The sequence below is a fragment of the Syntrophales bacterium genome (assembly GCA_023229765.1).
Lineage (GTDB): Bacteria > Desulfobacterota > Syntrophia > Syntrophales > UBA5619 > DYTH01.
On record JALNYO010000019.1, the window covers coordinates 1 to 25,767 of the forward strand.

Genomic DNA, 25,767 nt, shown 5'->3' on the forward strand with positions numbered 1-25,767 from the left:
TGCGCTCATGGCCGCCTTTCCGTTGTATTCCTTCTGGAAAATTGGTCTGGATGTTAAATTAAACATTGCCGCGACAATCTTCTGGATGGCGGCGGTGCTGCCGACCCTTTATCCCCGTTCCAGGAAAATAGCCGACAAGCTGGCGGCGCTGCTGGTGATCATTCCCTATGTCTATCATGTTGTTTATTTTCATGACATCATTGAGCGGGCCATGATTCCCGAAGCATGGGATCTGGTGCTGAGCTTCGGACTTACGCTGCTGCTGCTCGGCCAGGTGTACCGCTACATCGGGGCTATCCTGCCGTGCCTGGTACTCACCTTTCTTCTCTACAACCTTCACGGGGATCTGATGGGGGGCATCTTTTCCCACGCCGTTTTCGGCTTCGACCTGCTGCTCGCCAAGCTCTACAGCGAGACGGAGGCCGGACTTTTCGGGATGATTACCGGCGTATCGGCGAAATATCTCGTTTATTTCACGATCATGGGCGGAATTATCGGGGTTTTGAACCTGGGAAAAATAATCGGCAATATCGCCTCGCTCGCCTCCCGCGGCCGGGCGGACGGCCCCGGAATCGTCACGGCGATCGCCTCGGTTTTCATGGGCATGTTCAGCGGCTCGGGCGCCGCCGACACCCAGTTCGTTTCGACGATCAGCAAACCGATGTACGAAAAAAGCGGATATGACAAGTACACGGCCGCCGGAATCGCCGCCACTTCCGGCACAATCGCGATGATCACCCCGCCGGTGCTGGGATCGCTCGCCTTTGTCATGGTGGAGATCCTCTCCATTCCCTACCTGTGGGTATGCATCATGGCGATCGGCCCCATGTTGCTCTATCTGATCGCGATTCTCGCCTACAACTATTTTTACGTCAAGAAGATGGGACTCAAACCGATCGTCCATGACGAAAACTACGGCTGGGGATATTTCCGGCGTTATTCGTATATCTTTCTGCCCCTTTTAATCATCGTGGGCTTTATCTACTGGGGATATTCAATCAGTCTCGCCGTCGTTCTGGCGATTTTTCTCTTCGTAGTTCTGGTTTATATGGACCGGACGATTCGTCCCAAAAGCCCGAAGGTGCTGTTAGACGGACTGGCAAAAGGATTTTCTTCATTGATTCCGATTGGTTCGGCGGTTGTCTGCGCAAACCTGATTTTGACCTTGATGGTAATGACCGGCCTCTCCAACAAATTTGCCCAGCTCCTGTCGATGATTTCCGGAACAAGCATCCTTGTCGCCTCGATTTTTACGGCCGTCTTCACGCTGATTCTCGGAATGGGAATCCCGCCTACGGCCTCTTATGTGGTGGCATCGTCCCTGACAGCGCCGGCCATTCTGAGTATAGCAATGGCAAATGGCATTCCGCAGCAGGCCGCGCTGCTTTCTGCGCATATGTTTCTTATGTACTACGCCATCCTCGCCGACGTTACGCCGCCTGTGGCGCTTTCCGCATATGCTTCGGCCTCGGTTTTCCTGACCGATCCACTTAAAACCGGTATTTACGCCGCAAAGGTCGCGCTTCCCAAATACCTGCTGGGTTTTTCCTTCATCCTGACCTATCAGGGCACATCCCTGTTGATTATCCCCATGTGGACCACCACCAGCGCAACAATGGCGATATCGGGCTTTCTCATCCGTCTGGCAGAAGTGTCAGTCGGGGCAATCGCGATGGCCGCCGCAACGGCCGGATACGCCCGCCGTCCGCTACGCAAATGGGAATCCTGGGTCCTGGGAATATTTTCGGTGGGGCTGTTCATCCCCAATTACTGGTTCGATCTGGCGGCCCTGCCGGTCTTGATCTGGTTTTTTCTCATCAGTAAAACCAAAGCGCCGCTTAATTCCGATATATCCGGCGGCGAGGCGTAAGAAATGGCGTTTTTTAGAAAGCAAATCATTAACTATGGAGGTATGAAAATGAAGAAGATCATCGGTATTATGTTGGCTGTTTTTCTGTTATCGGCGGGAACCGCGTTCGCCGAGGAAAAGCCCAAAATCATCATCACCACAGGCGGCATGGGCGGGGTTTATTTCTACTACGGGACAACCGTTGCCGAAATCCTGACTAAACACGCCGGGGTTGACGCGACCGCCATTCAGACAGCCGCCTCGGTTGATAACCTCCTTCTTATTCAGCGCCGCACCGACCCTTCCAAAAACACCTACTACATGGGCCTGATTCTTCCCGATTCCGCATATCTTGCCTATACCGGCAAGCATAAGCGTTTCGCGGATCAACCGGCAAAAGAAACCCGCATCCTGTGGACAATGTATCCCAATTATCTTCATCTGATCACTGCCTCTGGGTCAGGGATAAAAACCGTTGCCGATCTAAAAGGGAAACGGGTCTCCACCGCGGCACCCGGATCCGGCACCGAAGTTGAGGCATTTCTGGTACTGGAAACAGCCGGGATAAAAGCTTCAGACTTCGCCAAACAAGAGCGTCTGGGGGCCGCAGAGTCGGCGGAAGCGCTTTCCCAGGGGACGATTGACGCCTATTTCTGGTCCGGCGGCCTGCCGACGGGTTCGGTTGTCGAACTGTCCACAACCCTGGCGCGCAAGGGTAAAAAGATCGAATTCGTTGACATGGATCCCAAGAGCGAACTGGTCAAAGAGCTGCTCAAGCGGTTTGCCGGGGTAATGGAATCGGGCGCCATTCCCAAGAAGGTTTACAATACGGACAAAGACGTCAATACGCTGGTTTTCTGGAATCTGTTCATGGGGCCGGAAAGCCTGCCGGAAAAATACTCCTACGCGATCACGAAGGCGCTGTTTGAAAATGTCGGCCAGTTGCAAACTGCGGTCAAGGCAGCGAAGGACACAAATCTCGGCAATGCGACAAAGTCGTATGGCGGAGTCATCCCCTATGATCCGGGCGCATTGAAATATTACAAGGAAAAGGGCGCTATAAAATAACGCCTCGCTGATTTCTTGCCGGAAGCGGCGTCTGGACATTTCTCCCGGACTGCCGCTTTCGGCATGTTTTTCCCTGCGCCTCTTCAGCAACGACTCAGCGCTTTAAAAGGGCGCGGGTTGCTTAATTGCTTAAGCATAAACATGCGTTAAAAGATTGTTACCGGCGGTTTTATGCGCAGAATTGGTTGGGCGAAGATTGCAGGGGCGCTGCTGCTTTTCGTCCTGATTTTTTTGAGCGCATTTATCCGCCCCGTCAAGGTCACAACCGAACGGGGCAGCTCCACACTCCTGCTCTGGGCCTGGCAAAATGGGCGGATAGACTTCATCAACTCCGTAACCGGCCACCCGGTTGCAATGCGCTTCGCGCTGCCCTGGCGTTTCTCCGGATTCTCCGCCCAGACCGACGCCGGAACCGAGGAATACTACACAATGGGACTCTATCGCTGGAACGATCAGTTGGCAAAGGAGAGCACCCGCAATATCAACTACTGCTCCGAAGTCGGGGTTGCTATCACCTTCGGCAAACAAATCATCCGCACCAAGGGCGGCTGCATCCGCGCCACCCTCCTCTGGCCTCCCTCGTAATGAAGGCCTATCCTTCTTTTTGACTTCCACCCATTTTCCCATCATTGGCGGCGACAGGATTTGAGGGGTTGATGGAAGCGAGTTCTGAATTCATCCGCTTGGTTAATTGGTGGAAGGCGACCCGCATTGGTTCGGATATCGATGCGCTGCGCGGAATCTTCAGCGACATTGGATTGATCGGCCGGTCGTCGATCCTCATTTCGTAATGCAGGTGGGGACCTGTGGCAAGCCCGGTCGCGCCGACATATCCGATAACCTTGCCTTGGCTTACCTGCGCACCGCTCTTTACGCCCTTGCCGATCTTCGATAAATGCCCGTAATAGGTGTCGTAGCCGTTTCGATGTCTGATGATTACCAGTTTTCCGTATTGTCCCTTGCACCCGGCAAAGAAGACCTTTCCGTCACCGGCAGCGGAAACGGGTGTTCCCTTTGCCGCCGCATAATCGATGCCTTGATGGGGACGACGGATTTTCAAAATCGGATGATACCGTCCCCCGGAAAAACCTGAGCTGATGCGCCTGAAACTAAGCGGCGACTTCAAGAAGCTCTTTTGGAGGGATTTTCCGTCTTCGTCATAATAATGTATTTTACCATTCTGTTCAAAGGCATAAGCCCGATAGACGGTGCCGGTGCTTGTGAACTCGGAAGCAAGAATCGCCCCAAATTTTTTGAATTGGCCATCACGGTAGAGTCCTTCAACAACGATTTTGAATGAATCGTTCTTTCTTAGATCGGTCGTAAAATCGATGTCCCAAGCAAAGATGTCGGAGAGTTGAAGGGCCAAAAGAAGATTTTCATCCCCCTCGCCCAGGGAAGCGATCAGATTGTCCTTAATCGTTCCCCCGAGATGAAGGATTCTCTTTTCATAAAGGACGGGGACTTTTTCGGCGCGGTATCCCTCGTTCGTGCGGTTGATGTTCAGAAATGAGTCGTCATCGATCCCGTAAGCGAAGGAATGAATCTGCGAACCCTCGCCGAGGACAATCTTGTAGGGGCGGCCCGGATATAGTTCCCGCAATCGGTGGATGTTCGCAGAGGCCTCGCGTATTTTGTACAACTCACTGATATCGAGTTTGTATGTTTTGAAGATGTCAAAGAGCGTTTCGCCCTTTTTGATCTTGCCGCTGATTTCGCGGAACTCCTGATTTTGGGGTTGCGGCGCCTCCTCGGTGTTGGTGAAGAAACTCATAGAGCCGACAAGGGCAATAAGAGCAGCAACCACGATCGCGGTCTTTAAAGAAGCCATTTTCATCAAATTGTTCCCTTTTGATTCAAGCCTGAAGCTATGTTACATTTCAATCATTGGCGTGGCATCTATCACAGGCGCCCTTTTCTTGTCAATAAAACTTGATCGAGAACCGAAGGCATGCAGAACAAGCAGGACATAATATCCAACATTATTGATAACATAAGAGCAGAAGTCATGCCCCAGGTCGGCGACGTTATTCAGACGGCCAACCGCAACCCGGTCAAGAATGTGGATGATTTTGTGAAGACCATTGAGAAAGCCAAAGGCGGCGGACTTCAGGAATGATTCTCCCCGAGTGCGTGGCGGCAGCATGAAATCCTTACCTTCATGCTTTTAAAAGCGTCCAGATGCCGATGACGATGAAACCAGTTCCAGCAAGATAACTCAGATATTTTTCGTTGACATACTGATTTATAAAACCACCGGCCAGCACCCCGATTCCGGAGGCAACGACAAGGGCCAGCGAAGCCCCAATGAAAACTGTCAACTTACTTACATCCTTGTCCGCGGCAAAAAGCAGTGTTGCCAATTGAGTTTTGTCGCCAAGTTCGGCGATGAAAACGGAAGAAAACACGGTGAGCAGTACCTTGATGTCCATAAATCCTCTCGTTTCTATTCTTGATAGGGTGCAATAACGAATAGCATCCAGCGCCGCGGCACGCCATGAGCTCCATCGGAGATAGCCTATGAATTAACTACCCCGCCGCAAGCAGCGGGGTATCTTTTCGGGATAATTTTCCTTTTTCGCCGCAAGCGGCGGGTAATTTACCCTGAGAGATTAAACGTTTTCCCGCACAAATCCAAAATAGCCAAACAAAAGCCCGAGCAGGAGCGCCACGTACGGATAAAGCTGCAGGGCTCTCTCTGTCGTGCTGAGGGATTCGGACAACCGCTTGATGAATCCGGGAAAAACGATGAGGAAAACGCCTTTAACAAGGGCTATCCAGCCAATAATCGTGATCAGGACAGTCCAGTCTGGTTTCCAAAAATTGTGATAATGCACGACCAGGAACCCGACTATAACCGCCATAAACCCTGTCAGATAGGTTAGTCCCGCGTTTTTGTAAATGTCCTCCGCGAGCCTCCGATAATAATCTCTGCTTAAAAACCCGCCCAGCGCAGCCGACAGATATATTACCGCGGTGATTTTTGCGATAAATACGGATAGTTCCATATCACCCTCCTGCTTCATCCTTTCTCGTTGTATTCCGTGAAGACCTCTTGCAATTGCCGAAATGACGACGGCTTGTATTTTTCAAAATTTTCTTCGTCCACATAAACGAAGTCGCACTTCACATCTGTCTGCACCCGGTTAACATCTTTCCACCATTGCGCGAGCCGCGCCATCTTCAGCGGCACGTCCGTTTCTTCCTGCCCTTTGGTTTCGACAATGACAATCCGCTTGTCCGACAGTTTGACCATAAAATCCGGGTAGTAGTTGGAGATATCGCCTTTTGCGTTCACATAGTCAAGCTTGAAATGAACGGCCCTGTAGTTCTTCGCGAAAGAGACCACATCACTGCAATCTTCCAGGAAGGCGGCAAGCTGAAACTTATTTCCTCTTTATTGTCAAGAATCGCAGTAAAACCTTTTTCATCCTCAAATATCAGATATTGATTACTATTTACCTTAAGCTCTTCGTTAAACTGAGCGGCGGCGAAGGCATCAAGCTTTTGCGTATCCACAAACTTATCCCATGTCACAAAATCGATTCCCTCGTTCTTGACGGCAAAAAAGAAATCGGCGCCATAGCCTTCCCGATCAAAAACCATGACAGGCATCTCATCAATATCATTGCTCCATTTATTCTTTAGTGACCATATTGGTCCGACCAGAAACCATGAATTGTTGTAAGGGCGGTTCGCGAACCTCCCCTACATTCCTCTTGAATCGTTGTTCCTTTCATGCTACCGGGGGCGGCATGAAGGCATCTATAATAAAATTTCTGCACACATTAAACCCCGCGTTGGGGCGTCTGAAGACCTTATTGAATTCCACCGATAACCATATTAATTATTTGCCCACATTATTCCGTCTGCTCATCGCATTTGCCATAATCTTCGCCGTCGCAATTTTTGATCCGAAAACGATCTCCAATCCGGCCGCCTCGCCGGAGGACAAGGCCAACGAGGATCTGAGCCGGTACGAATATCCCAGCATCAAGGAAATAGGCTGGCAGGGACACTTTGTCCGGCCGCAGGACAGTTTGGAGAGGCTCTTCGGCAAAGACTGGCTCGCCATTGCCCGCTTCAACCGGATAGACCGCCGCCACGTTTACCCCGGCATGACGATAAAAGTCCCTGAAAACATAGATAAGATTAAAGATTACACCCCGATGCCCGCCCAATATGAAAAGGCAAAAACGCACGCAAAATACATCCTGCTGAACATAACGGAGCAATGGATCGGGGCCTACGAATATGGCCGCCTCGTTTTTTCGATGCCGGCGGCAACCGGAATGGAGGGGCACCTTACCCCGGTCGGAATGTTCAGCATTAATGCGTACCATCGGAAGCACACCTCGTCGCTTTACAAAACCGCCACAGGAACACAGCAGTACCCGATGGACTACGCTCTGCTTTTTCATATCGATAAAGAAAACATTTTATATTGGCTTCACGCCCGCGATTTGCCCGGCCGGCCGGCCTCTCACGGCTGCGTCGGCCTCTCCGACGAAGATATGCAGTTGCGCACCTACGGCGTCCCCGAGAAGCCGCTGATTAATGACGCAAAAAAGCTTTACGCCTGGACGATCGGCGAGGAACTTTTCGCCCTTGACAACGGAAGAACCCAACCACTTGCCAACAAGGTGCCTCTGGAAATTTTCGGCGACCTGCCGAAAAGACTTCCCAATTCCCGTTCATATGAAAATTAAATGTAACTGCTCAGGTGTATAGTCCGTAGGCGTTTAGGCGGGTTGGGGTCATTGATTCGTTCTTTGCGCAGTCCTGACAGACTACAGTCTAAACAACCTGAGTAGTTACAATAGCATTGTAATTTTCACTTTTCGCAGACCGCTGACAGCTAAAAATCATTGGCATTACAGAATGAAATATTATAAAGATACCGATCTTTTAAAGGAGGCAGACAATAAAATATGGATAATGACCAACAATTCAAAGGCTCGTCAAAATACGTACTTGACGACGAACTTGCCAAGATCGTCAATGTTTCAATGGCGCTGGAAATGCCGCTCTTGCTGAAGGGCGAACCGGGTACCGGAAAAACGATGCTCGCCCACGCGATCGCCGAAAACCTCGGCATGCCGCTGATCGTCCTGAACGTCAAATCAAGCATGAAGCTCCTCGACGCGCTTTACCTGTACGACACGCTGACCCGCTTAAACGACAGCCGCTTCGGCGATTCCAAGCGGGATGTCAGCGATATCGGGGAGTATATCCGAATGGGCAAGATCGGCCAGGCCTTCGTCGCCGAAAACAGGACGGTGCTCCTGATCGACGAAATCGACAAGGCCGACACGGACTTCCAGGACGATATGCTCGACGTCCTCGACCAGATGCAGTTTGACATCATGGAGATAGACAAAACCATCACCGCCCGGAACCGCCCGGTAATCATCATCACCTCCAACGCCAAAAAGGATCTCTCCGATCCCTTCCTCGGGCGCTGCAATTTCCATCATATCGCCTTCCCCGATCCAGATATGATGCGGATGATTCTCAACGTTCATTTCCCTGCTCTCTCCGAAGGGCTGGCAAGGGCGGCGCTTACGACCTTCTACCGCCTCCGGGAACTGCGGGGAATCGAGAAGAAACCGGCCACGCGGGAACTGATAAACTGGGTGCGCGCCCTCAAGCTGGACCCTGATTTCAATATCGACAACCTCGAAAGGGGCAAGGATCTCCCGTATCTCGGCATTCTCTTCAAAAAGAGTATGGATTTGAACATTGCCCTCCAGCAGACGGGGAAAACGAAAAAGTAAAAATAAATATCGACAAATAAGGAAATTGCAGAACATTTTGTCATTCCCGAAAGCTTCGCTTGCCCACCCAGAGTTTACCCCCGCGGGGGCGGGAATGACAGAATCGAGAGTTTTGCAATTACCTCCATAGATAATAATTTACAGGGGAAATTAATTGTTTATCAATTTCTTTTATATGCTTAAGGAAAAGGGGGCGCCGGTCTCCCCCACCTCCTTTTTGCGCCTGCACAAGGCGCTTTCCCTCGGCCTGATCGACACCATTGACGATTTCTACACCGCGGCCCGTTCCATTCTCATCAAAAGCGAACGCTATTTCGACATCTACGACCAGGTATTCTCCAACTATTTCAAGGGAGTGGCTATGCCGGAAGGAGAAGACGCCGAAATTAACGAGGTCATGAAGGCGCTTCTTGAAGAATGGCTCAAAAACCCCAGGGAACTCGCCGATATGCTCGGCATCGATGAAAAGGAGCTAAAGCGTTTTACGCCGGAGGAACTGCTCAAGTACTTCATGGACCGCCTGAAGGAGCAGACGGAGGCCCATCACGGCGGCCGCAAATGGATAGGCACGGGCGGGTTCTCACCCGTGGGGCACTCCGGATATCACCCGGGCGGAATGCGCGTAGGCGGGGTTTCCCGGAACAAATCCGCGATAAAAGTGGCGATGGAGCGGCGCTATAAGGATTATAATCAGGAAGGCCCGATAACCGAGCTGCAGATGAATGAGGCCCTCAAGAAGCTCCGGATGATGCTTCCCCACGGACCGCGCGACGTCGTCAACGTTGATAAAACCATCTACGAAACAATGAGAAACGGCGGTGAGATAACCCTTGTCTTCGACCGCCGTCTGACCGACCGGCTGAAAATCGTGCTGATGATCGACAACGGCGGGTGGTCGATGGACCCCTATATCGAGATCATCCAGACATTATTCACCTATGCCCGCTCCCAGTTCAAGGAGCTGAAGATCTACTTTTTTCACAACACCATCTACAGCCATGTCTGGTCAGACCCCCAGCGCCACCTCCGGCCGGAGTCGATCGAGGAGCTCGCGCGGCTCGATCCGGAGACCAGGCTGATTATCGTCGGCGACGCGGCGATGGCCCCCTCGGAGCTTTCCTGGGCAAACGGCGCCCTCTATATCGACCAGCATGAAAACCGCAGCAGCGAGGAGCGGCTGAATCTGCTCGCCCGCACCTTTCGCCACTCCGTCTGGCTGAACCCCCAGGAGGAATCGAGCTGGAGCTATACCTGGACGATCGGTAAAATCGCCAACATCTTCCCCATGTTCGAGCTTACCTTGGACGGCTTGGACAAGGCGGTGCAACTCTTGATGAAACGCAACTAAAAATATTATGGAAAACAAGGAATATCTGGATATTAAGGCCATCGCCATTCTGCTCGCCCTGACGCTGCTGTGGGGTTTGAATTACCCTGTCATCAAATATACAAACCAGGGAATATCGCCAGTTTTTTCCTCGGCCATCAGGTCAGTCATCGCCTCGATCTTTGGGGTTCTCTACTGCATTCGGAAAAAAGAAACGCTGTTCCACACCGACATCAGACTTTTTCATGGGTTCATGGTGGGGCTGCTGTTCGGACTCGAATTTGCGTGCGTTTATTTTGGGATGCTCTACACCGATGCGGTCCGTTCGGTGCTCTTCGTTTATCTGAGCCCCTTCGTGGTAGCCGCCGGCGCCCATTTCCTGCTCAAGGGGGATCGTCTCACCTTTTTAAAAACCGCCGGGCTGCTGCTGGCCTTTGCCGGCGTTTTCGCCGTTTTCTGGGGAAAACCGAAAACCGCCGGCCCTTCAATGCTTTTCGGAGACATTTTAGAGATCACCGCCGGTTTTTTTTGGGGGGCAACCACCTTGTACATCAAGAAATTCATGGCCCAAAAGGTCGAGCCTATCAACACCTTCCTGTATCAGCTCGTCTTCTCAATCCCTATTCTCTTCATAGTGAGCCTCATTCTGGAGCCCAGATGGATTTACAAAATCGACTTTTTCATCATCCTGGCCCTCTTTTTTCAGTCGTTTATCGTCGCCTTCATCTCCTACCTGATCTGGTTCAAACTCATCCACCAGTATTCGGTAAGCAGGCTTTCCGCCTTTACATTTTTCACCCCTCTTTTCGGGGTGCTCTTCGGGGTAATCTTCCTCAATGAAGAATTGACCCCTTCTTTGATGGTTGGCCTGCCGCTGGTTTCGCTGGGAATCTTTATCGTCAACTGGAGACGGCGAACGATTTAATCGGGAGATTTTTGACAAAAAAACCGCCCGGGCGATTGCAATAATCAGACCGGGCGGCAGTTTAAACTGGCAGCCGGCGATCAATGATGATCTCCGACTGCCGAAAACACTACCTTGCCAAAGCCGCTTCCTGGCGCTTTGCAGAAGCGGCCAAAGCTGCTAAGATGTTTTGCCGTTCATTGCCAGAATCGGCTTCACTACGCCGCGGAAAGCCTTCGCCGCTTCAGTTTCGCCAAAATGAGAAACAAACGGTTCCCCGTTGTCCGAGGTCTCGACGATGCGCGGATCAAGCGGGATGGTTCCCAAAAACGGCACACCCATTTCGTGAGCCATCTTTTCTCCGCCCCCGGTCTTGAAGACGTTGATAAGCTTGTTGCAGTGCGGACAGATGAGCCCGCTCATATTTTCGACGACTCCGGTCACCGGAACCTTTACCTGCCTGCAGAAACTTATGCATTTTCTGACGTCGTTCAGGGATAGATTCTGCGGGGTCGTAACAATGACGGCGCCGTCAATGCCCGGGATAAGCTGCGCGACCGACAGAGGCTCATCGCCTGTCCCCGGCGGGAAATCCACTATCAGGTAATCCAGGTTTCCCCATTCCACGTCAGTCAAAAGCTGTTTGATGACGCCCATCTTCATCGGCCCCCGCCAGATTACCGCATCATCCTTGTTCGGGATAAGGAAGCCTATAGACATGACCGACAGGTTCTCGCCGTACGGAACCGGCAGCATCTTTTCCCCCTTCACCTCCGGAACAACGCCCTCAAGCTTCAACAGGGTCGGGATGCTCGGCCCGTGAAAATCGGTATCCAGCAGGCCCACCTTCTGCCCTTCCATTGCCAGCGCCACCGCGATGTTGGCGGCGACCGTGCTCTTGCCGACCCCGCCCTTCCCGGAAAGCACCATTATCTTATGCTTTATCTTATTCAAGCTGGTATTGAGCTCCATTGATTCTGTAAGCGACTTGAGACTGTCCGCTCCCTGGCTGTTTTCTTCACTCATTTATTTTGTCCTTTCATAATTTTTTGTTTTCCCTTTTGCCTTATTCCTGTGAGGCAATATAGATATCGTGACACTGAAAAGCAAGCCTGAAAAATAAAAAAACGGCTTTTTTGCGCTTTCCGTCATCACATCCATCCCTCTTCTCAGATAGCGCTTTGCCTAAGGGCCTGTCCGCAAATAACCTGGGCAAGATTGCGCTCAGATTTGGGCTGGATTTGGTTGCGGCGATTGAACAAAACCGCAAACGTAGCAGCGCTACGTTGAGGATTTTGTGATTGAGCCACAGCCAAAGATGGCCCAAAGATGAGATGCAAGATGTTCAGGTTATTTGTGGACAGGACCTTAGCTTGAAGACAAACCGCAACCATTCGGGGAAGCGCGGCTCTTTGATCTCCGGATAGATCCCCGCGTATGGTTTTATGTCTATTATCGGGCTGCCGTCAACCGCTTCGAGCCCCTTCACCCTCAAAACATTGCCGTCACGCTCCAGCAGTTCTGCCGTTGACACCAGAACAGGGTTGGGACGGGCGGGGCTGCGGGTGGCAAATATCCCGGTTTCGGGAAATTCCTTCAACCCCATCGGGTGAACGTGGACAAGTGTCCGCTTTTTCTCTGCCAGGAGATGGGGCCAGTAAAGAACCACAATATGGGAAAATTCCTCTATGCCGTCCAGCAATCCTTCCAGCCCAGGATCGATCGCCAGCTCGGAGACAAGGGCCTCGATTTGCCGCATCTGCTTGCGTATTTCTTCCCCCTGCTCCTGCAGCTTGGCCGTATCGTCCACGCCCCTTTTCAGCGGCGCCTTCAAGGCACTGCGAACAACCCCGACCGGCCGCACAATCAACTCTTTCCGCCAGTTTTCTCCATTCATTGTTTCCATCCTAACCTCGCTTTTATTAAACCCATTGCAATGAATCACCTATGAAAATCAAGCCCTTATCCCATCCCAGTCCGGATGGACCAAGGGGCGTCTGCGCATAACTGCAAAGATAAATTGCCGGCGCTTATTCCTCCTTAATATCCAGGCGGGCAATAAGCAAAAGGCTCGCCAGCACGGCGCAGCCGACAATAATAAAGGCCAGTCCAAACTTGCCCGCATCGCCGAATATTCCCAGAAAAACAGGGACCAGCCCGGCGCCGACCAGATTGGCAATGAATACCGTAATAGCGACAGCCAGACTGCGGGCGGTTACGGGGACTATCCGCGAGAGCGCGGCAAATCCTGCCGGAAAGAAGCCCCCCGCAAGCACCGGCTGCAGAAAAACCATTAGGGCAACCCATCTTCCCGGAATGATGCCCAGGAGGATCACCACCAGTCCGTTAAAGAAAATTACCAGGGCCATCGTCGGCTTGGCGCCGAAACGATCGACTATCCAGCCGGTAAAAAGGGCCACCGGGATGGCAGACAACCGGGACAGCCCCGCCAAAGTGTTCGCTGCATCCCTGTCCATCCCCCTTTCCGCCGTCAAATAAAGCGGCAGCATATTGTAGATGCCGACGTTGATGGTAAGCGCCGCACAAAAAAGGGGAACCATCCTCCAGAAATCCCTATTGCCAACTACCAGGCGGATGTTGCCAAACGTCGGGGCGTCTCCTTTGAAGTTGCCGCCCAGAGAAAAACGGGGGAAAATCAAACCCATGACCATTACGGCAATCCCGATAAAGACAAGGATAACCCTCCAGGGCAGTATCAAAAGCAGGCCTTCGGCCAGAAGCGGAACGGTAATGAAGGCAAGGATCGGGGCAAATTCGTGGACGGCAAGCGCCTTGCCCCAGTGCCTTGACTCAAATGACGAGGTGACTGTTGTGATTCCGGAGGGGAGATAAAGACCGGTAAATATCCCGACAAGAAACAATCCTCCGCGGATCATCCACAACTCGCGACTGGCGGCGATCACCAGCAACGCGCAACCGGTGATAATTGCGGACAGAGAAATGGTGCGTCGATGTGTCAACCGCGAAGAGACCAGCCCGGAAACCATAAGCCCAATCGAATAACCAATGGCAAGCATCAGAAAGAAAAATCCGGCGCTGGAGTGACCAAAACCCAGTTCCTTCTCAATCACCGGCATCAGTGGCGCAGAGATAAGGCGGGAGACAAAATTGGCAAAAAACATCCCCGCCAAAAAAAATAATGGAAAAATCTTCGATTTAACTGAAGTGGGAGCAGTTGTCATGAAATGTCCTTATTGCGCTTTTGCCTTTTGCAGGCATTGATCAAGAGCGGAAGGAAGAGCAGCAGATCCTCAACGATGCAGACATCCGCCGCCTGGAAGATGGCGGCGCGGGGATCGCTGTTGACGGCGACTATAAACTGCGAGCCGCGCATCCCCGCCAGGTGCTGAAGGGCGCCGGAAATTCCGCAGGCGATATAGAGGCGGGGCGTTACGGTCCTTCCGGTCTGCCCAATCTGCAGGCGGGTGGAAAGCCAGCCCGCATCGCACACCGTTCGGGAGCCACCGACAGCGGAACGGGAAAAAAGCGACGCCAGATCGCGGACAAGGGAGAGATTCTCCTCTTTTCCAATGCCCCGCCCGGCGGAAACAACCACCTCCGCAGCGGCAAGGTCGGCATCCTGCTCCGGCGCTGACAAAAGGCCAAGGGGGCGGCTCGCAAGCGCCATCTCCGGAACGGGAATGATCTTTGCCTGCACCGCAAGCAACCGCTCCTCGCTCAACACACCCTCCGGCTTCTGTGTTGCCTCGCCAGCGCCCCGGCAACGAAACGCCCCGGGAAGAAGGGTGATCACTGTCGTTTCCGCCCTCGAAATTACCTCGGCCGTTATTTTACCGTTGAGCAGCGACCGTCGGAAGATTACATCCTCCCCCTCAACCCGGGCGCTTTCGCCCGCCGTGATGCAGCCGGCGTCCAGACGAACGGCAAGCCCTGGGGCAAAGTCAGCGCCATTTGCATTGTGGGCAATGCAGACAAAACGGGGTTTTATCTCAGCGAGAAGCGGGGCCAGAACGCCCTTCCACGCCTCCGCGCTGTAAGCGGCGAGGGAAGCTCCGGAAAAGCCGACGACGGCAACATCGGGAATTGCGGAAAGCAGGGCGACGGCCCTTGCAATCCCCTCTCCGAGCACAAAGACGCGAACCGGGGCAGTCTGATCGCTACGGAGGGCTTTCGCAAAAGCGATCAGCTCCATAGTGACCGGAGCGGGGAGACCGGCGGCAAGTTCGGCAACAACAACTATTTCCTGAGTCTTCATTTTACAACCTGATAAATTTTGAAACTCGAGATAATTGCAAAACTCCCCATTCTTGTCATTCCCGCAACGATTCTGAGTGTGAAAGCGAAGCTTAATGTTCATAATCAAGCTTGTAACTGCCCAAAATTATGGATGCCCGATAAAGGCATTCGGGCATGACAAAACGTTTTGCAATTGCCTCACTCGGCTATTTTTCAAAAAAACGCCCGTTCGCGGAATATCTCGGCCAGGCGCTCCGCCTTTCCTTCTGCCGTTCCTTCCAAAAAGAATGACTTACCCGACGGCGCGGGCCAAGACAGGCACAAAAGCTCTTCGCGCCGGGACGCTTTCGGCAGGGTGTCAGCCGGGATGACAAGCAAGGGCTGGGAACGCGACCGCAAAACGTGGGAGAGGGCGGGATAACGCGGACGGTTGATCCCCGACTGAATTGTGAGCAAGGCCGGAAGGGGCAGCTCCAGCCCTTCCCGAAGCCCGCCTTCCAGTTCCCGCTCAACGGTCAAACGGCCATTTTCGGAAAACAGCCGCTCTTCCACGACGGCGGTCGCGCAGGGGATGCCCAGCAGTTCCGCAAGCATAGCTCCTGTCTGCCCGTACATCGCATCCTCCGACATCACCCCGGCCAAAATAAGGTCATAACATCGCTCACGGACAAAAGCTGCTATCAAAAAGGCCGTATCACTTGGAAAAAGTTCCTGATTTTCGTCGTGAAGAATATGAATCGCCGCGTCGGCCCCCATTGCCAGCGCGCGACGCAAAACGGCGGCAACGCGGGGGGGGCCAACCGAAACCGCTTCCACCGAGCTTCCCGGCAGCGCCTCGCGTATCCTCAGCGCCTCCTCGACGGCAAACTCATCGAAACGATTCATCCGCCAGTCATTTTCTCCCACCAGCAAAGAAGCACCATCTTCGGAAATTCTGATATCCGCCTCGACAGCGGGCGTCTGTTTCACCAGAACCAGTATTTTCATAATCGATTTCATGAACATTAAACTGCGCTTTCATCCTTCTTTGCGACGGCGCACCGTCATTCCCGTGCCGTTACGGGCCGATTCATCGCCAGGAGTTTCCTGCCCTCACGAAAGAGCACCTCCATCTTATCCATCGTCGTTGACTCGACAAAGCCGCGGCCAAAGTGGGGGTGCGCGATGACGTCCCCCTTCTCGTAGAGCTCTGTCATGCCATAATCCCAGACGGCCACATCCTGACCGAGTGCGGCATTTTTTAACTCCCACAGCCTGTTTGCCTCCGGGCGAACCGGTTTCAGAACAGGCGCAAGCCGTCCCCCTATCCTCCGTATCTCGGGAATCTCCTTCTTTTTTACCGGCGCCGGCCCATGATGACGATGTTCGGAGCCACAAGTCCGGCACTTAACCCCGGAAACCACCCCGTTCACCTCGAAAAGAACGACATGGGCCAACGTCAGCCGACAGTGTGTACAATAGGAATCAATAAATTTTCCAACCAGAGTAGCCACAATAACCTCCCCCTTTTTCTTATCCGCGCCGCCTTTATCACGATGGCCGCCATTTGCAAACCTGATTTTCGCGACGGCCAAAATGCAGAACACCCCCCGAATCCCCTCGTTCACCAAGGGATTCAGGGGGCGTTCGTATTTTGTTATCAATAACTATTGCTTAGCTGCGTTTCCGTCCTCCGGGGCCTGCAACCTCGCTATTTGACAACCCCCGCCGCCGTGCCGGAGAAGGTGCCGTTGGTTGCGTTGATGCTGCCGGCCGCGCCTCCCTGGAAATTGAGACCGGTGGTCGGCGCATTGGAATAGGTAAATCCTGTTGGATTGGTTACTGTGTTGGCCGGCACGGAACCGCTCGTCACCGAGGCGCCCCACTTCGTTGCACCCCAGTTCTGAATATTGAAATTGGCGGAAATTCCATTGCTTGTACCCGTCCCGACCTGGTACCCGGCAAGAGACACGCTGGTGCTTCCCGCCACCGGGGTTATTGTATAGACGCCGTTCACATTTCCCGACGCCCAGAGCTGGGGCCGGCCTCCCGTAGAGGCGGCAAGGAACGTGGCGTTGACAATTCCCCTGCTGGCATCGCTGGCGCTGCCCATATCTATTCCGCCTCCCTGCCCCCGCAGATCCGTCGTGCCCACCGTGAAGGCGGGGATTTTCGTCGCATCATAAAATGCCTGTTTCTGCGCGTCATTCATGCTGCTGATCTTATTGAGGAAGGCCTTCGTTTCCATCCCCGTCATCAGGGCGGCAGCCCGCCAGGTGGCCGTCACGGGGTCGAAAGACCCTTTCATGAGGCCGCCGTCAATGCTGGTGAAACCGCCATTTGTTTCATCCGAGACAATCCGGGCGGACACCGTTTTCGCATCAAACAAATTATTCTGATCAACCCCGGTAATCTCCGTGACATAATATCTGCCGCCGTCGCCCAGAACATGGTTGAATCTGGCTCCCACCTCGGGCGGGACATCCTTGTTGTACCCTCCGCCGGTTAGTTCAGCCTTTACCGACAGTCGGTAGCTGCCGGGATCGTCGATACTCGTGATTTTGATGTATCTGTTCCATAAATGCCACGACCCGTCCGCCATTTTTTCGGTAATCTCGACCGATACGTTGGGGGTGTCAATCCCGATGGCGTTGTCGCTCAGCACCGGATCCGCGGTGAAACTAAGCCCGCTGAAAAGGGAACAGGCCTGCAGTTTTGTTCCTGGGGCAAGCTCCCACATGCCATTGGCGCCGGCTTCCCCCACGGAGTAGCCAAGGTTGGGGTTGGGATAGAGGTTTGCCGTTGCGCCACTCCCGACAGAGAGAACCCCCAGTTCATATTTCCCGTCGGCGGGATTCTTTTTCCAGTACAACCCACCCATGTTGCCGGCGAGCGACATCGGCACACCATCGGCATCGAAAAGATTGACGCCGCTGAAGAAGAGGGCATTGCCATTGGTTGCGACTGTTGCATCTATCATATTTTTCCCATTAAACCTGGCAAGGAAAAGGGGAAACTTCTCTGAATTGCCGTAGATTCCGATCCCGGCCAAGGTTACGGCCGGATAATTTCCGAGGGCGGCGTCGAAGGACCCGAACAGCGTCTCCGTCCCGCCGATCAGACCCTGTAAAAATCCCTGGCTCATCAACTGCCCGCCGTAGGTGAGGGAATCCAAAGGAGGATCGGCGGGATAGCCGGGATACCGGTATTGCCAAAAGGCGGAAGAATAATTGTCTCCCTCACCGCCAAAGGCCAGCGGCGTTCCGCTCCAGTTCCCGAGAGAAACCGCCTGCCAGGTGTCGTCCGCCGTGTTGTAAGTCCCCAGCAGATCGCCTGTTATGCCTGTGCCGGAAAGTGCGCCAGCCGTCACAGACGCGTTGCCCATCTTGGTCCTGGTTATAAATCTGCCGCTTACCGTCCCCGTCAGTTTGTTCCCCTCCGCCTTGCCGCTCGTAATATCCGCCAGCCAGTACCCCTCGTCAGGATCATGGACGCCATTCTTGCTCTCACTTTCAAGAGTGGCGTTCAAAGGATCTTCCGCTGTCCTTATAGAGGACAATCCCGCGTCAGGAAACCCTGTGCCCGTAACAACTTCTGTCGGATAATAGTCGATACCTCCGATCTCGGGCACTTCGCCATAGGTGTAATAGATCTTCATGTAAGAGCCATCGTGATTGTAGGTAATCTCATAACTTGTGATCGCTGGATCAGGTATCATGTAGGCAACATGCCCTGAACGGTTGTCTGTATAATAATTGTAGGAGTAGGATCCGCCGTCCGTGTAACCGTAACTGCCATAATAATTATTGGCCACATTGTAGGCCCCGAAATTCCCCCTGCCGCCCGCCTTCGCCGCCCACGATGTCCAGGGCGTGGCAGGCGCTTCATAGGTCCCACCCATCCCCAGACGGTAGATCCCCCACGGCTCCGCCTTGTTCAGCTCATAATTCACCAGCGCCAGTGTCTGAATGCCGCTTCCGTAGTAATAATAATTGCTGTCGCTGACGATCTTGCCGCCCGTGTCAAAGGCCCCTGCCAGTCCGGTATCGTAGGAGGAATAATAACCGCTCTCGATTAAGTGAATGCTCATATCCCCAGGGGCAATCCCTAGGTCGGACGTCATCTGCGTCGGATAGGCGCTCCCGTCCAGCGCCAACATCCCGATCTCCGGATAGGCATTGCCGGCAAGCGCCCCCTGCAGATAACCTGCCTTCCCCGCCTGGTCTATGTAAAGCGCAACGAGTCGGGCATCCATCGCCTTGTCTATATCAGTCCCTGAGAGGTACCCTCTGTATGCGCCGCCGTCATACGTGGTGTCGGTATCGTCCTTGAAATTACGACTTGATATGTTAGCATAGCCGTAGCCGTAGTTCTCCCCATAGCTCTCAGCATAGCCGTATCCATAATCGCCTCCCCAAAGGTGCGGCGCCGAGCTCATTGAAGAATAAGTCCCCATCATCGCGAGCTTCGCCGGCGTCGCCTGAGTAGCAGTCCAAAGCGTATCGGTTCCGCCCAGGAGGGCAGTCAAATTACCGTCACTATATTGGTATGGATAATTGTTGCTCGATGCTGAAACATAATTGGCATCCTCTGCCGTCGCTATGAAGGAAAGACCGGTGCCCGGGGTCAATGTCCCCGTTTCCGTTCCCGTCGCAGTATAACCGGAAGTAACGCTATAACTATATATCGTTTTTGTCCAGGAACCATCCTGATTGTAAGTAACGTCATAGCTTGTTATCCCCGGATCAGCCCTCCGGTAGTAAACATATCCGTAATGATTATCGGTATAATAATCGTACGAGTAATAACCATCATCGGCATACGAATAGCTGCCCGTATAATGCCTTGTCTGTGCCATCAGCCCGGAAGAAACATCACTTACATGGCTCAGCTCCGTCCCCGTCCACGTCCCCAGAGAAACTGCCTGCCAGATGTTCGTTCCATTGGTGTAGGCGCCAAGCAGATCGCCTGATATTGTTCCTGATTTTGCGTGGGTGAGGAATCTTCCGTCCACTGTGCCGGAAATTTTGCCATCCGCCCAGGCGCCGTCATTAATTGTTGAAAGGGAGTAGCCCCAATCTCCATCGAGAAGAGGAACGGTAGTCCCCGCGGACGTGTATGGATAGGCGCCAAACTCACCTTCGCCTCCCATGCGCGCCCCCCAAACTGCCGTAGGGGTTTCATAGCTGCCGTAGAGGGTTAGTCCGTAGATGCCCCAGTTCTGGGCCACGTTCGTTGCCCAGTTGGCGATGGCAAATGTGTCGTTGTAATCATAACTGCCCGCCAAAGAACCGATCCGGGCGGAACCATCTTGGAAATTCCCCCCCATGTTTGCATTCATGTATCCCCAATACTTATTGTTTGTTAATGCAGATGCACTTACCCCTACATCCGCTGCCGGCGCGACCTGCTCGCGCGCGAGCAAACCATCCATCCCGAACATGCCTATCTCCGGATATGCATCCCCACTCAGATTCCCCTTCAGATATCCGGCATTGCCCGCAGGATCTATATACAGGGCAATCAGCCTCCCCGCGAGCGCCCGCCTGTTCGATACCGATGCGGGCGTTTCGACCCCGCCCATCAACCCCAGATAGGCTCCGTCATCATAGGTTGTATCGTTGCTGGTCAGGTAGTTGTAGCTGTTCAGCTCGCTTGTCGAGTACCAAATGTTGTTTCCCAGATTGTCTGCCTCTGAATCATGCTCGTACGTCCCCATGACTCTAAAAGGCATCCCGGCCTTGCTTGCCCCGATCGTTGCGCCGTCGGCATCATACCAGAGGGATTGAGGCCCACCGATCAGGACATCCCACAGATCGCCGATGTGTTCCGTATATGCAGCCTCGGAATAGATCGTTTTATACCGGCAGGCATATTCCAAGTAACTCACAAACTTAAGGGGCTTTTGCGTATAGCTGCCGACGCCGATATCGGAGAGTTGATAGTTGCCGGCGTCGTCGTAGGTACCGGTGACGGTTCCGGCGCCGAACCCAAGCCGCGTTTTTGACAGATAATTCAACTGCGAGGTTCCCGCCAGGGTTTTGGCGCCTGAATCCGCGCTTCCTGGGGTAATACTGATCCAGTAGCCGTCATCCGAATTGCCGCCGCCGGCAAAAAGGTCCCAAGTCGCGTTCGGCGTGGAATCTCCACTGCCTGTCATGGCAATATTCCAGCCGCCCCAGTTATCTCCGGCGACTCCCACTACATCGCCAGCGGCAGTTCCGGAAACATTCCCTAATGAACCGGCAATTCCCCCGGCAAGGGAGTAAAGGTCCAAAGTAAAGGAAACGTCTTTTGAACTCTCATTGCCCACCGCATCCGTCGCCGTCACCAGCAAGGTGTGGGGGCCCTCGCTCATGGCGGTCAAATCGGTCGCTGTAATCTCAGCACCGTCAAGCTTATAAGTGGTATTAACGACGCTTACGTCCGCCACTGCCACGCCGATGTTCGCCGCCTTGATAGTCGTCAGGGTAGCCGGCGTTCCCGAAAGGGTAATTGTCGGCACCGTGTAGTCGATCGTCCACGCATACTCCTTGGTTGCGGTGTTCCCCGCCGCATCCGTCGCCGTCGCAACCAGCGTATGAGAACCTTCACTCAATCCGGTCAGGTTCGTCGAGGAAACCGCTGAGCCGTCCAACGTGTAAGAAGTCGTCACCGTCCCGGCAGCCGTATCCGTCGTCGTCACGCCGATATTCGCGGCACTGGCATTGGTCAGGACCGCAGGCGTTCCCGAAAGCGTAATTGTCGGCGCTGTGTAATCCGTCGTCCAACTGTAAGTTTTGGTCGCCACATTCCCCGCCGCATCCGTCGCCGTCGCAACCAGCGTATGAGAACCTTCACTCAATCCGGTCAGATTCGTCGAGGAAACCGCTGAATCGTCCAACATATAGGAGGTCGTAACCGTACCGGGATTCGTATCCATCGCCGTTACGCCAATATTCGCCGCATTCTCCCTGGTTACCGCCGCGGGCGTTCCCGAAAGCGTGATTGTCGGCGCCGTGTAATCCGTGGCCCAAGCATATTCTTTGGATGCAGAGTTTCCCGCCGCATCCATCGCCGTCACAACGAGGGTGTGAGTCCCCTCGCTCAAGGCGGTCAAAGCGGTCGATGTAATCGCAACCCCATCAAGCTTGTAGTTAGTTGCAACGACGCTTGCGTCCGCAACCGTCACCCCAACGTTCGCCTCCTTGGCATTGGTCAGGACCGCAGGCGTTCCCGAAAGCGTGATTGTCGGCGCGGTGTAATCCGTCGTCCAACTGTGAGTTTTGGTCGCCACATTCCCCGCCGCGTCCGTCGCCGTCGCAACCAGAGTATGAGATCCCTCACTCAAGCCGGTCAGGTTCGTCAAGGAAACCGCTGAGCCGTCCAACGTGTAAGAGGTCGTCACCGCACCGGCAGTCGTATCCGTCGCCGTCACACCGATATCCGCCGCATTCTCCCTAGTTACAGCCGCGGGCGTTCCCGAAAAAGTGATTGTCGGCGCCGTGTAATCCGTCGTCCATGTATAGGGTTGTGTGGTGGCGGTGTTCCCCGCCGCATCCGTCGCCGTCACAACGAGGGTGTGAGACCCTTCGCTCAAGCCGGTCAAAGCGGATGACGCGATCGCAACCTCGTCAAGTTTGTAGGTAGTTGTAACGGCGCTTGCGTCCGCAACCGCCACGCCAATGTTCGCCGCCTTGGCATTGCTCAGGGCCGCGGGCGTTCCCGAAAGCGTAATTGTTGGCGCCGTGTAATCCGTTGCCCAGGAGTACTCATTCGTTGCGGTGTTCCCCGCCTCATCCCTTGCCTCCACGATCAGCGTGTGCGCCTTTTCCGAAAGAGTCTGAAGATTGACGACAAATTCCGTATCGTACTCGGTATCTTCAACCCATCCCCCATCATCAACACGAAATTTAATGGCAGCCTTCTCATCCGTTTTAAAAATGAATGTCGCCGAATTGGCGTTTGTAAATTTGTCCGGATTCGCCGTCACTGTTATCACTGGCGGGGCAGCGTCTGCTAATGGCGGCACAATTGGCACATCCGGGATCGTCGTCACCGGCGTTGGGGCAAGGGTCGGCTGTAGAGATGACGAAGCCGTGGAAGTCTCGTTCATAGCCCGCCCCATCATATCCACCATCGCCGACTGCTCATTCTGAGCCGCGGAATCCGACGCGGAAATAATCTTGGGGACCTCTTCCGTCGGTTTATTCGCCTCCGGCGCGGGCGTATTAGCCCCGGCCGTATTTGAGGTTTCTTGCGTCGTTTTTTCCTCTGCCTTTGTCTCGGCGGGCTTCTCTTCCGCCTTTGCCTCCGGTTTCTGTTCCTCCTTCTGTTCCTCTTGCTTTGCCTCTGCCTTATCTCCTTCTCCCGTCTTGGCCGCTAACGCCTCCGGCTTCTTCTCTTCATCCTTTTTTGCTTCTTCCTTTGCCTTTTCAGCAGGTTTGGTATCTTTTTGATGCTGTTCAACCTCTTTCGGCGTGGCTTTTCGCACCGCCGGCGGCGTATTGGCATCCTTCACGACCATCGCCTGACCGACGCCGATCATCCGCACCTCGCCCGGCTTGTTGGAACTGTAAGCGTAAACCGTCCCCTCCGTCACCACCGCGCCGCTCACCCCCGACTGATAGTAGGTATAAAACTGGGTGCCGCGGACGCCGCAAACGGCGGTCGGGGTATGAACCTCGTATTTCGACTGATTAGACGCCGCTTTGACAATGTTCTGCACCTTCCCCCGAAAGAGATCAATCGTTGCGTTCCTTTTTTCTTTTTCCTGAGAAAATTCCGTAACGCGCAAACGACTGCTTTCGGCCAGCCGCAGAATGCTCCCGTCCATGAAAGTGATTTCGCACTTGGATTTGCTCTTAGTGCGGATGATATCCCCCACATTCAAAGGGTCTCCCATATTGGCTTTTACCGCCGCCTTTCCTGGAGGAGTCACATCGACATTACCCTCTATGCTGGTAAACTTGGCGACTGGAGCTGCCTGAGCGAAGCTGGTAAACACAGTCAATAAGGCCAATAATGACATGATCACGGATATTCTTTTCATGGTGTTACCTCCCGCTGTTTGCTTGTCAAGTGCTGTTAATACCTGAACTCGCAACCAAGCGCATATTGGTCGCGGTTGTATTCGTACATCCAGACGTTCGAGTCGCTTTGCGTTCTCGTATATTGGGCGATCAGACTGGCGTATTTCCAGAACCTCCAGGTCAGGCCTGCGGAGCCGGTATAAACATTGTCTCTCCTCGTCTCTAACGGCGGCCAATTTATCTGATAGCTGTACCGCTGAAAATAGGCGCTCCCGGTAAGCTGCAGCGTGATTGGGCCGAGACGCTTGCCCATCTCTTCCGAAATGACAGGCAAACTGAGATTTAAGGTGAGGCGATGGCCGTTGTTGTCCCATTTCCGGCCGTCCGCATATTCTCTGGCGAAGTCGTAACGGAGATTGAGGAAGGAGTTCTCCTTGAAGAGCCAGATCCAACTGACGTACTCCCTTAAGCCCACGGTGTCCCGTTCGTCGTCGGGCAGATTAACAGCCTGGTGGTGGTAATTCTTTTTGTCGTAACCGATAAAAACTTCAAGGATATGCTGTTGATTCATAAAATAGCGGAAGGCCGGTCCTACTGAAATGTAATCCAGATATCTCTTATAGCCCGGGCTGCTCCTTTCCGGGTCAAGATACATGTACGGGTCGGTCCGCAACAGGACGTTTGTGTAACTCGCGTTCAGATTCAAGGCGAAGCGGCCGAAATTGTATCCCGGAGCAACGGAAAAACTGTTGGCCAGCGAATCATGGGAATGGGTAAACTTGGAATATACCGTGGAAGCGGCGGAATACTGGGCGTTGAAAAGCCAGGGTTCCTCCAGCCGGGGGGCATAATCCAGGCGTACGTTAGAGGAGAGATACCCCCCTTTCGCGTCCGTAACATTTACTGCCGCCGGAGAATCGAGAGGGTTCGAAGCGATGTTGGTGTCATAGCCGCCCATAACGCCCACGGTCAGATGCAGTGGCCTTTCCTGGTAGAGTCGCTCTTCCACCATGGCCTGATACTGGCGGGCAAAGCCAGCCAAATCGGACAGCGGATCCTGCAGGATGATTGCCTGAAAGCGGGCCTTGGCCTTTTCCAGTTTTCTCTCCTTGATGTTAATAATCCCTATCTGAAAATCTGCGGCCTGCGCAAGAGTCGGCTCCAGCCGTTTGGATTTTTCAAAGGCCGCGACGGCCTCCTGGTTGTTGTTCCCCTTGGCAAGGATGAGGCCTTTCAAGAAAGCCACGCGGGGAGGAGCAGCGCCGGCGCTCTCCGCCGTCCCGATCCATTTCTTGGCCTCGTCCAACTGATCGATCTGGTAGAGGGTGTCAATAAGGTCAACCAGCGCCTCTTTGACAGGCGGCGTGAGGGTGACCGCATCCCGCAAATGGCCGGCAGCTTTTTGATAGTCCAGCACCTGTTTATAGGCCATCCCCAGGAAAAAAGCCGCCTGGGATGAGGCCGGTTCCTGTCGGTGTACCTCGGTGAAGAGCTCTATCGCCTCTTCATAGTTTTCCTGCTGGTATTGGTCGATCCCCTGCTGAAGGGTCGCTTTTCCTTCAGCATGAGCCAAGGAAAACAACGATGAAAGGACCAGGCAAAAACAGAAAATGACCGTTTTTCTCATGATATTC

Annotated in this window: 21 protein-coding genes; 8 read left to right on the top strand and 13 right to left on the bottom strand. The window is 53.6% G+C overall.

The window, feature by feature from the left end; all coding sequences use genetic code 11:
- The 3 genes from M0P74_11025 to M0P74_11035 form a co-directional block, all read left to right on the top strand.
- A partial coding sequence (locus M0P74_11025) for a TRAP transporter fused permease subunit (protein MCK9364112.1) occupies window positions 1-1,870 on the top strand: 1,870 nt, incomplete at its 5' end.
- Window positions 1,871-1,918: 48 nt separating this feature from the next.
- On the top strand, window positions 1,919-2,917 hold the full coding sequence (locus M0P74_11030) for a TAXI family TRAP transporter solute-binding subunit (protein ID MCK9364113.1): 999 nt from the start codon (window positions 1,919-1,921) through the stop codon (window positions 2,915-2,917).
- A 171-nt stretch (window positions 2,918-3,088) separates the two neighbouring features.
- Window positions 3,089-3,502, top strand: coding sequence for a hypothetical protein (locus M0P74_11035; protein ID MCK9364114.1), 414 nt, complete (start codon window positions 3,089-3,091; stop codon window positions 3,500-3,502).
- A gap of 7 nt (window positions 3,503-3,509) precedes the next feature.
- Here the strand turns inward: M0P74_11035 and M0P74_11040 are convergent, their stop codons facing one another.
- Entirely contained in the window at window positions 3,510-4,748 is a 1,239-nt protein-coding gene (locus tag M0P74_11040; protein ID MCK9364115.1) for a M23 family metallopeptidase, read from the bottom strand.
- Window positions 4,749-4,868: 120 nt separating this feature from the next.
- Here M0P74_11040 and M0P74_11045 point away from each other — a divergent pair, with 120 nt between their 5' ends.
- A complete protein-coding gene (locus tag M0P74_11045) occupies window positions 4,869-5,036 on the top strand; it encodes a hypothetical protein (protein MCK9364116.1) in 168 nt (55 codons plus the stop codon).
- A gap of 40 nt (window positions 5,037-5,076) precedes the next feature.
- On the opposite strand, the gene M0P74_11050 is transcribed toward M0P74_11045, so the two are convergent.
- From M0P74_11050 to M0P74_11065, 4 genes are all read right to left on the bottom strand, one after another.
- On the bottom strand, window positions 5,077-5,349 hold the full coding sequence (locus M0P74_11050; protein MCK9364117.1) for a TMEM165/GDT1 family protein: 273 nt from the start codon (window positions 5,347-5,349) through the stop codon (window positions 5,077-5,079).
- 180 nt (window positions 5,350-5,529) lie between these two features.
- Window positions 5,530-5,925: a hypothetical protein gene (locus M0P74_11055; GenBank protein ID MCK9364118.1), complete on the bottom strand. Its 396-nt coding sequence runs from the start codon at window positions 5,923-5,925 to the stop codon at window positions 5,530-5,532.
- Between the two features lie 14 nt (window positions 5,926-5,939).
- Complete coding sequence (locus tag M0P74_11060; protein MCK9364119.1) at window positions 5,940-6,215, bottom strand: hypothetical protein; 276 nt, start codon at window positions 6,213-6,215, stop codon at window positions 5,940-5,942.
- Window positions 6,212-6,523 (bottom strand): hypothetical protein, encoded by a 312-nt coding sequence (locus M0P74_11065; GenBank protein ID MCK9364120.1) that lies wholly within the window; start codon window positions 6,521-6,523, stop codon window positions 6,212-6,214. Before M0P74_11065 ends, M0P74_11060 begins: the two co-directional genes overlap by 4 nt.
- Before the next feature lie 149 nt (window positions 6,524-6,672).
- Here M0P74_11065 and M0P74_11070 point away from each other — a divergent pair, with 149 nt between their 5' ends.
- From M0P74_11070 to M0P74_11085, 4 genes are all read left to right on the top strand, one after another.
- Window positions 6,673-7,626: a L,D-transpeptidase family protein gene (locus M0P74_11070; GenBank protein ID MCK9364121.1), complete on the top strand. Its 954-nt coding sequence runs from the start codon at window positions 6,673-6,675 to the stop codon at window positions 7,624-7,626.
- Between the two features lie 222 nt (window positions 7,627-7,848).
- Window positions 7,849-8,694 carry a MoxR family ATPase gene (locus tag M0P74_11075; protein MCK9364122.1) on the top strand — a complete coding sequence of 282 codons (846 nt, stop codon included), beginning with the start codon at window positions 7,849-7,851 and terminating at the stop codon, window positions 8,692-8,694.
- A 154-nt stretch (window positions 8,695-8,848) separates the two neighbouring features.
- Window positions 8,849-10,042, top strand: a complete 1,194-nt coding sequence (locus tag M0P74_11080; protein MCK9364123.1) for a hypothetical protein — start codon at window positions 8,849-8,851, stop codon at window positions 10,040-10,042.
- Window positions 10,043-10,049: 7 nt separating this feature from the next.
- Window positions 10,050-10,946, top strand: a complete 897-nt coding sequence (locus M0P74_11085; GenBank protein MCK9364124.1) for a DMT family transporter — start codon at window positions 10,050-10,052, stop codon at window positions 10,944-10,946.
- Between the two features lie 159 nt (window positions 10,947-11,105).
- Here M0P74_11085 and M0P74_11090 read toward each other — a convergent pair whose 3' ends face one another.
- From M0P74_11090 to M0P74_11125, 8 genes are all read right to left on the bottom strand, one after another.
- Window positions 11,106-11,951, bottom strand: a complete 846-nt coding sequence (locus M0P74_11090) for an Mrp/NBP35 family ATP-binding protein (GenBank protein MCK9364125.1) — start codon at window positions 11,949-11,951, stop codon at window positions 11,106-11,108.
- 319 nt (window positions 11,952-12,270) lie between these two features.
- Window positions 12,271-12,831 (bottom strand): tRNA (N6-threonylcarbamoyladenosine(37)-N6)-methyltransferase TrmO, encoded by a 561-nt coding sequence (tsaA, locus tag M0P74_11095; protein MCK9364126.1) that lies wholly within the window; start codon window positions 12,829-12,831, stop codon window positions 12,271-12,273.
- A gap of 124 nt (window positions 12,832-12,955) precedes the next feature.
- Complete coding sequence (locus M0P74_11100; protein MCK9364127.1) at window positions 12,956-14,068, bottom strand: MFS transporter; 1,113 nt, start codon at window positions 14,066-14,068, stop codon at window positions 12,956-12,958.
- Between the two features lie 56 nt (window positions 14,069-14,124).
- On the bottom strand, window positions 14,125-15,162 hold the full coding sequence (locus M0P74_11105; protein ID MCK9364128.1) for an electron transfer flavoprotein subunit alpha/FixB family protein: 1,038 nt from the start codon (window positions 15,160-15,162) through the stop codon (window positions 14,125-14,127).
- 194 nt (window positions 15,163-15,356) lie between these two features.
- The gene (locus M0P74_11110; GenBank protein ID MCK9364129.1) at window positions 15,357-16,130 is read right to left on the bottom strand and encodes an electron transfer flavoprotein subunit beta/FixA family protein; all 774 of its coding nucleotides are present in this window, start codon (window positions 16,128-16,130) and stop codon (window positions 15,357-15,359) included.
- A 56-nt stretch (window positions 16,131-16,186) separates the two neighbouring features.
- Window positions 16,187-16,729, bottom strand: coding sequence for a hypothetical protein (locus M0P74_11115; protein ID MCK9364130.1), 543 nt, complete (start codon window positions 16,727-16,729; stop codon window positions 16,187-16,189).
- A gap of 104 nt (window positions 16,730-16,833) precedes the next feature.
- The gene (locus M0P74_11120; GenBank protein MCK9364131.1) at window positions 16,834-24,153 is read right to left on the bottom strand and encodes an Ig-like domain-containing protein; all 7,320 of its coding nucleotides are present in this window, start codon (window positions 24,151-24,153) and stop codon (window positions 16,834-16,836) included.
- Between the two features lie 35 nt (window positions 24,154-24,188).
- Complete coding sequence (locus tag M0P74_11125) at window positions 24,189-25,760, bottom strand: tetratricopeptide repeat protein (protein MCK9364132.1); 1,572 nt, start codon at window positions 25,758-25,760, stop codon at window positions 24,189-24,191.
- Window positions 25,761-25,767: the final 7 nt, after the last annotated feature.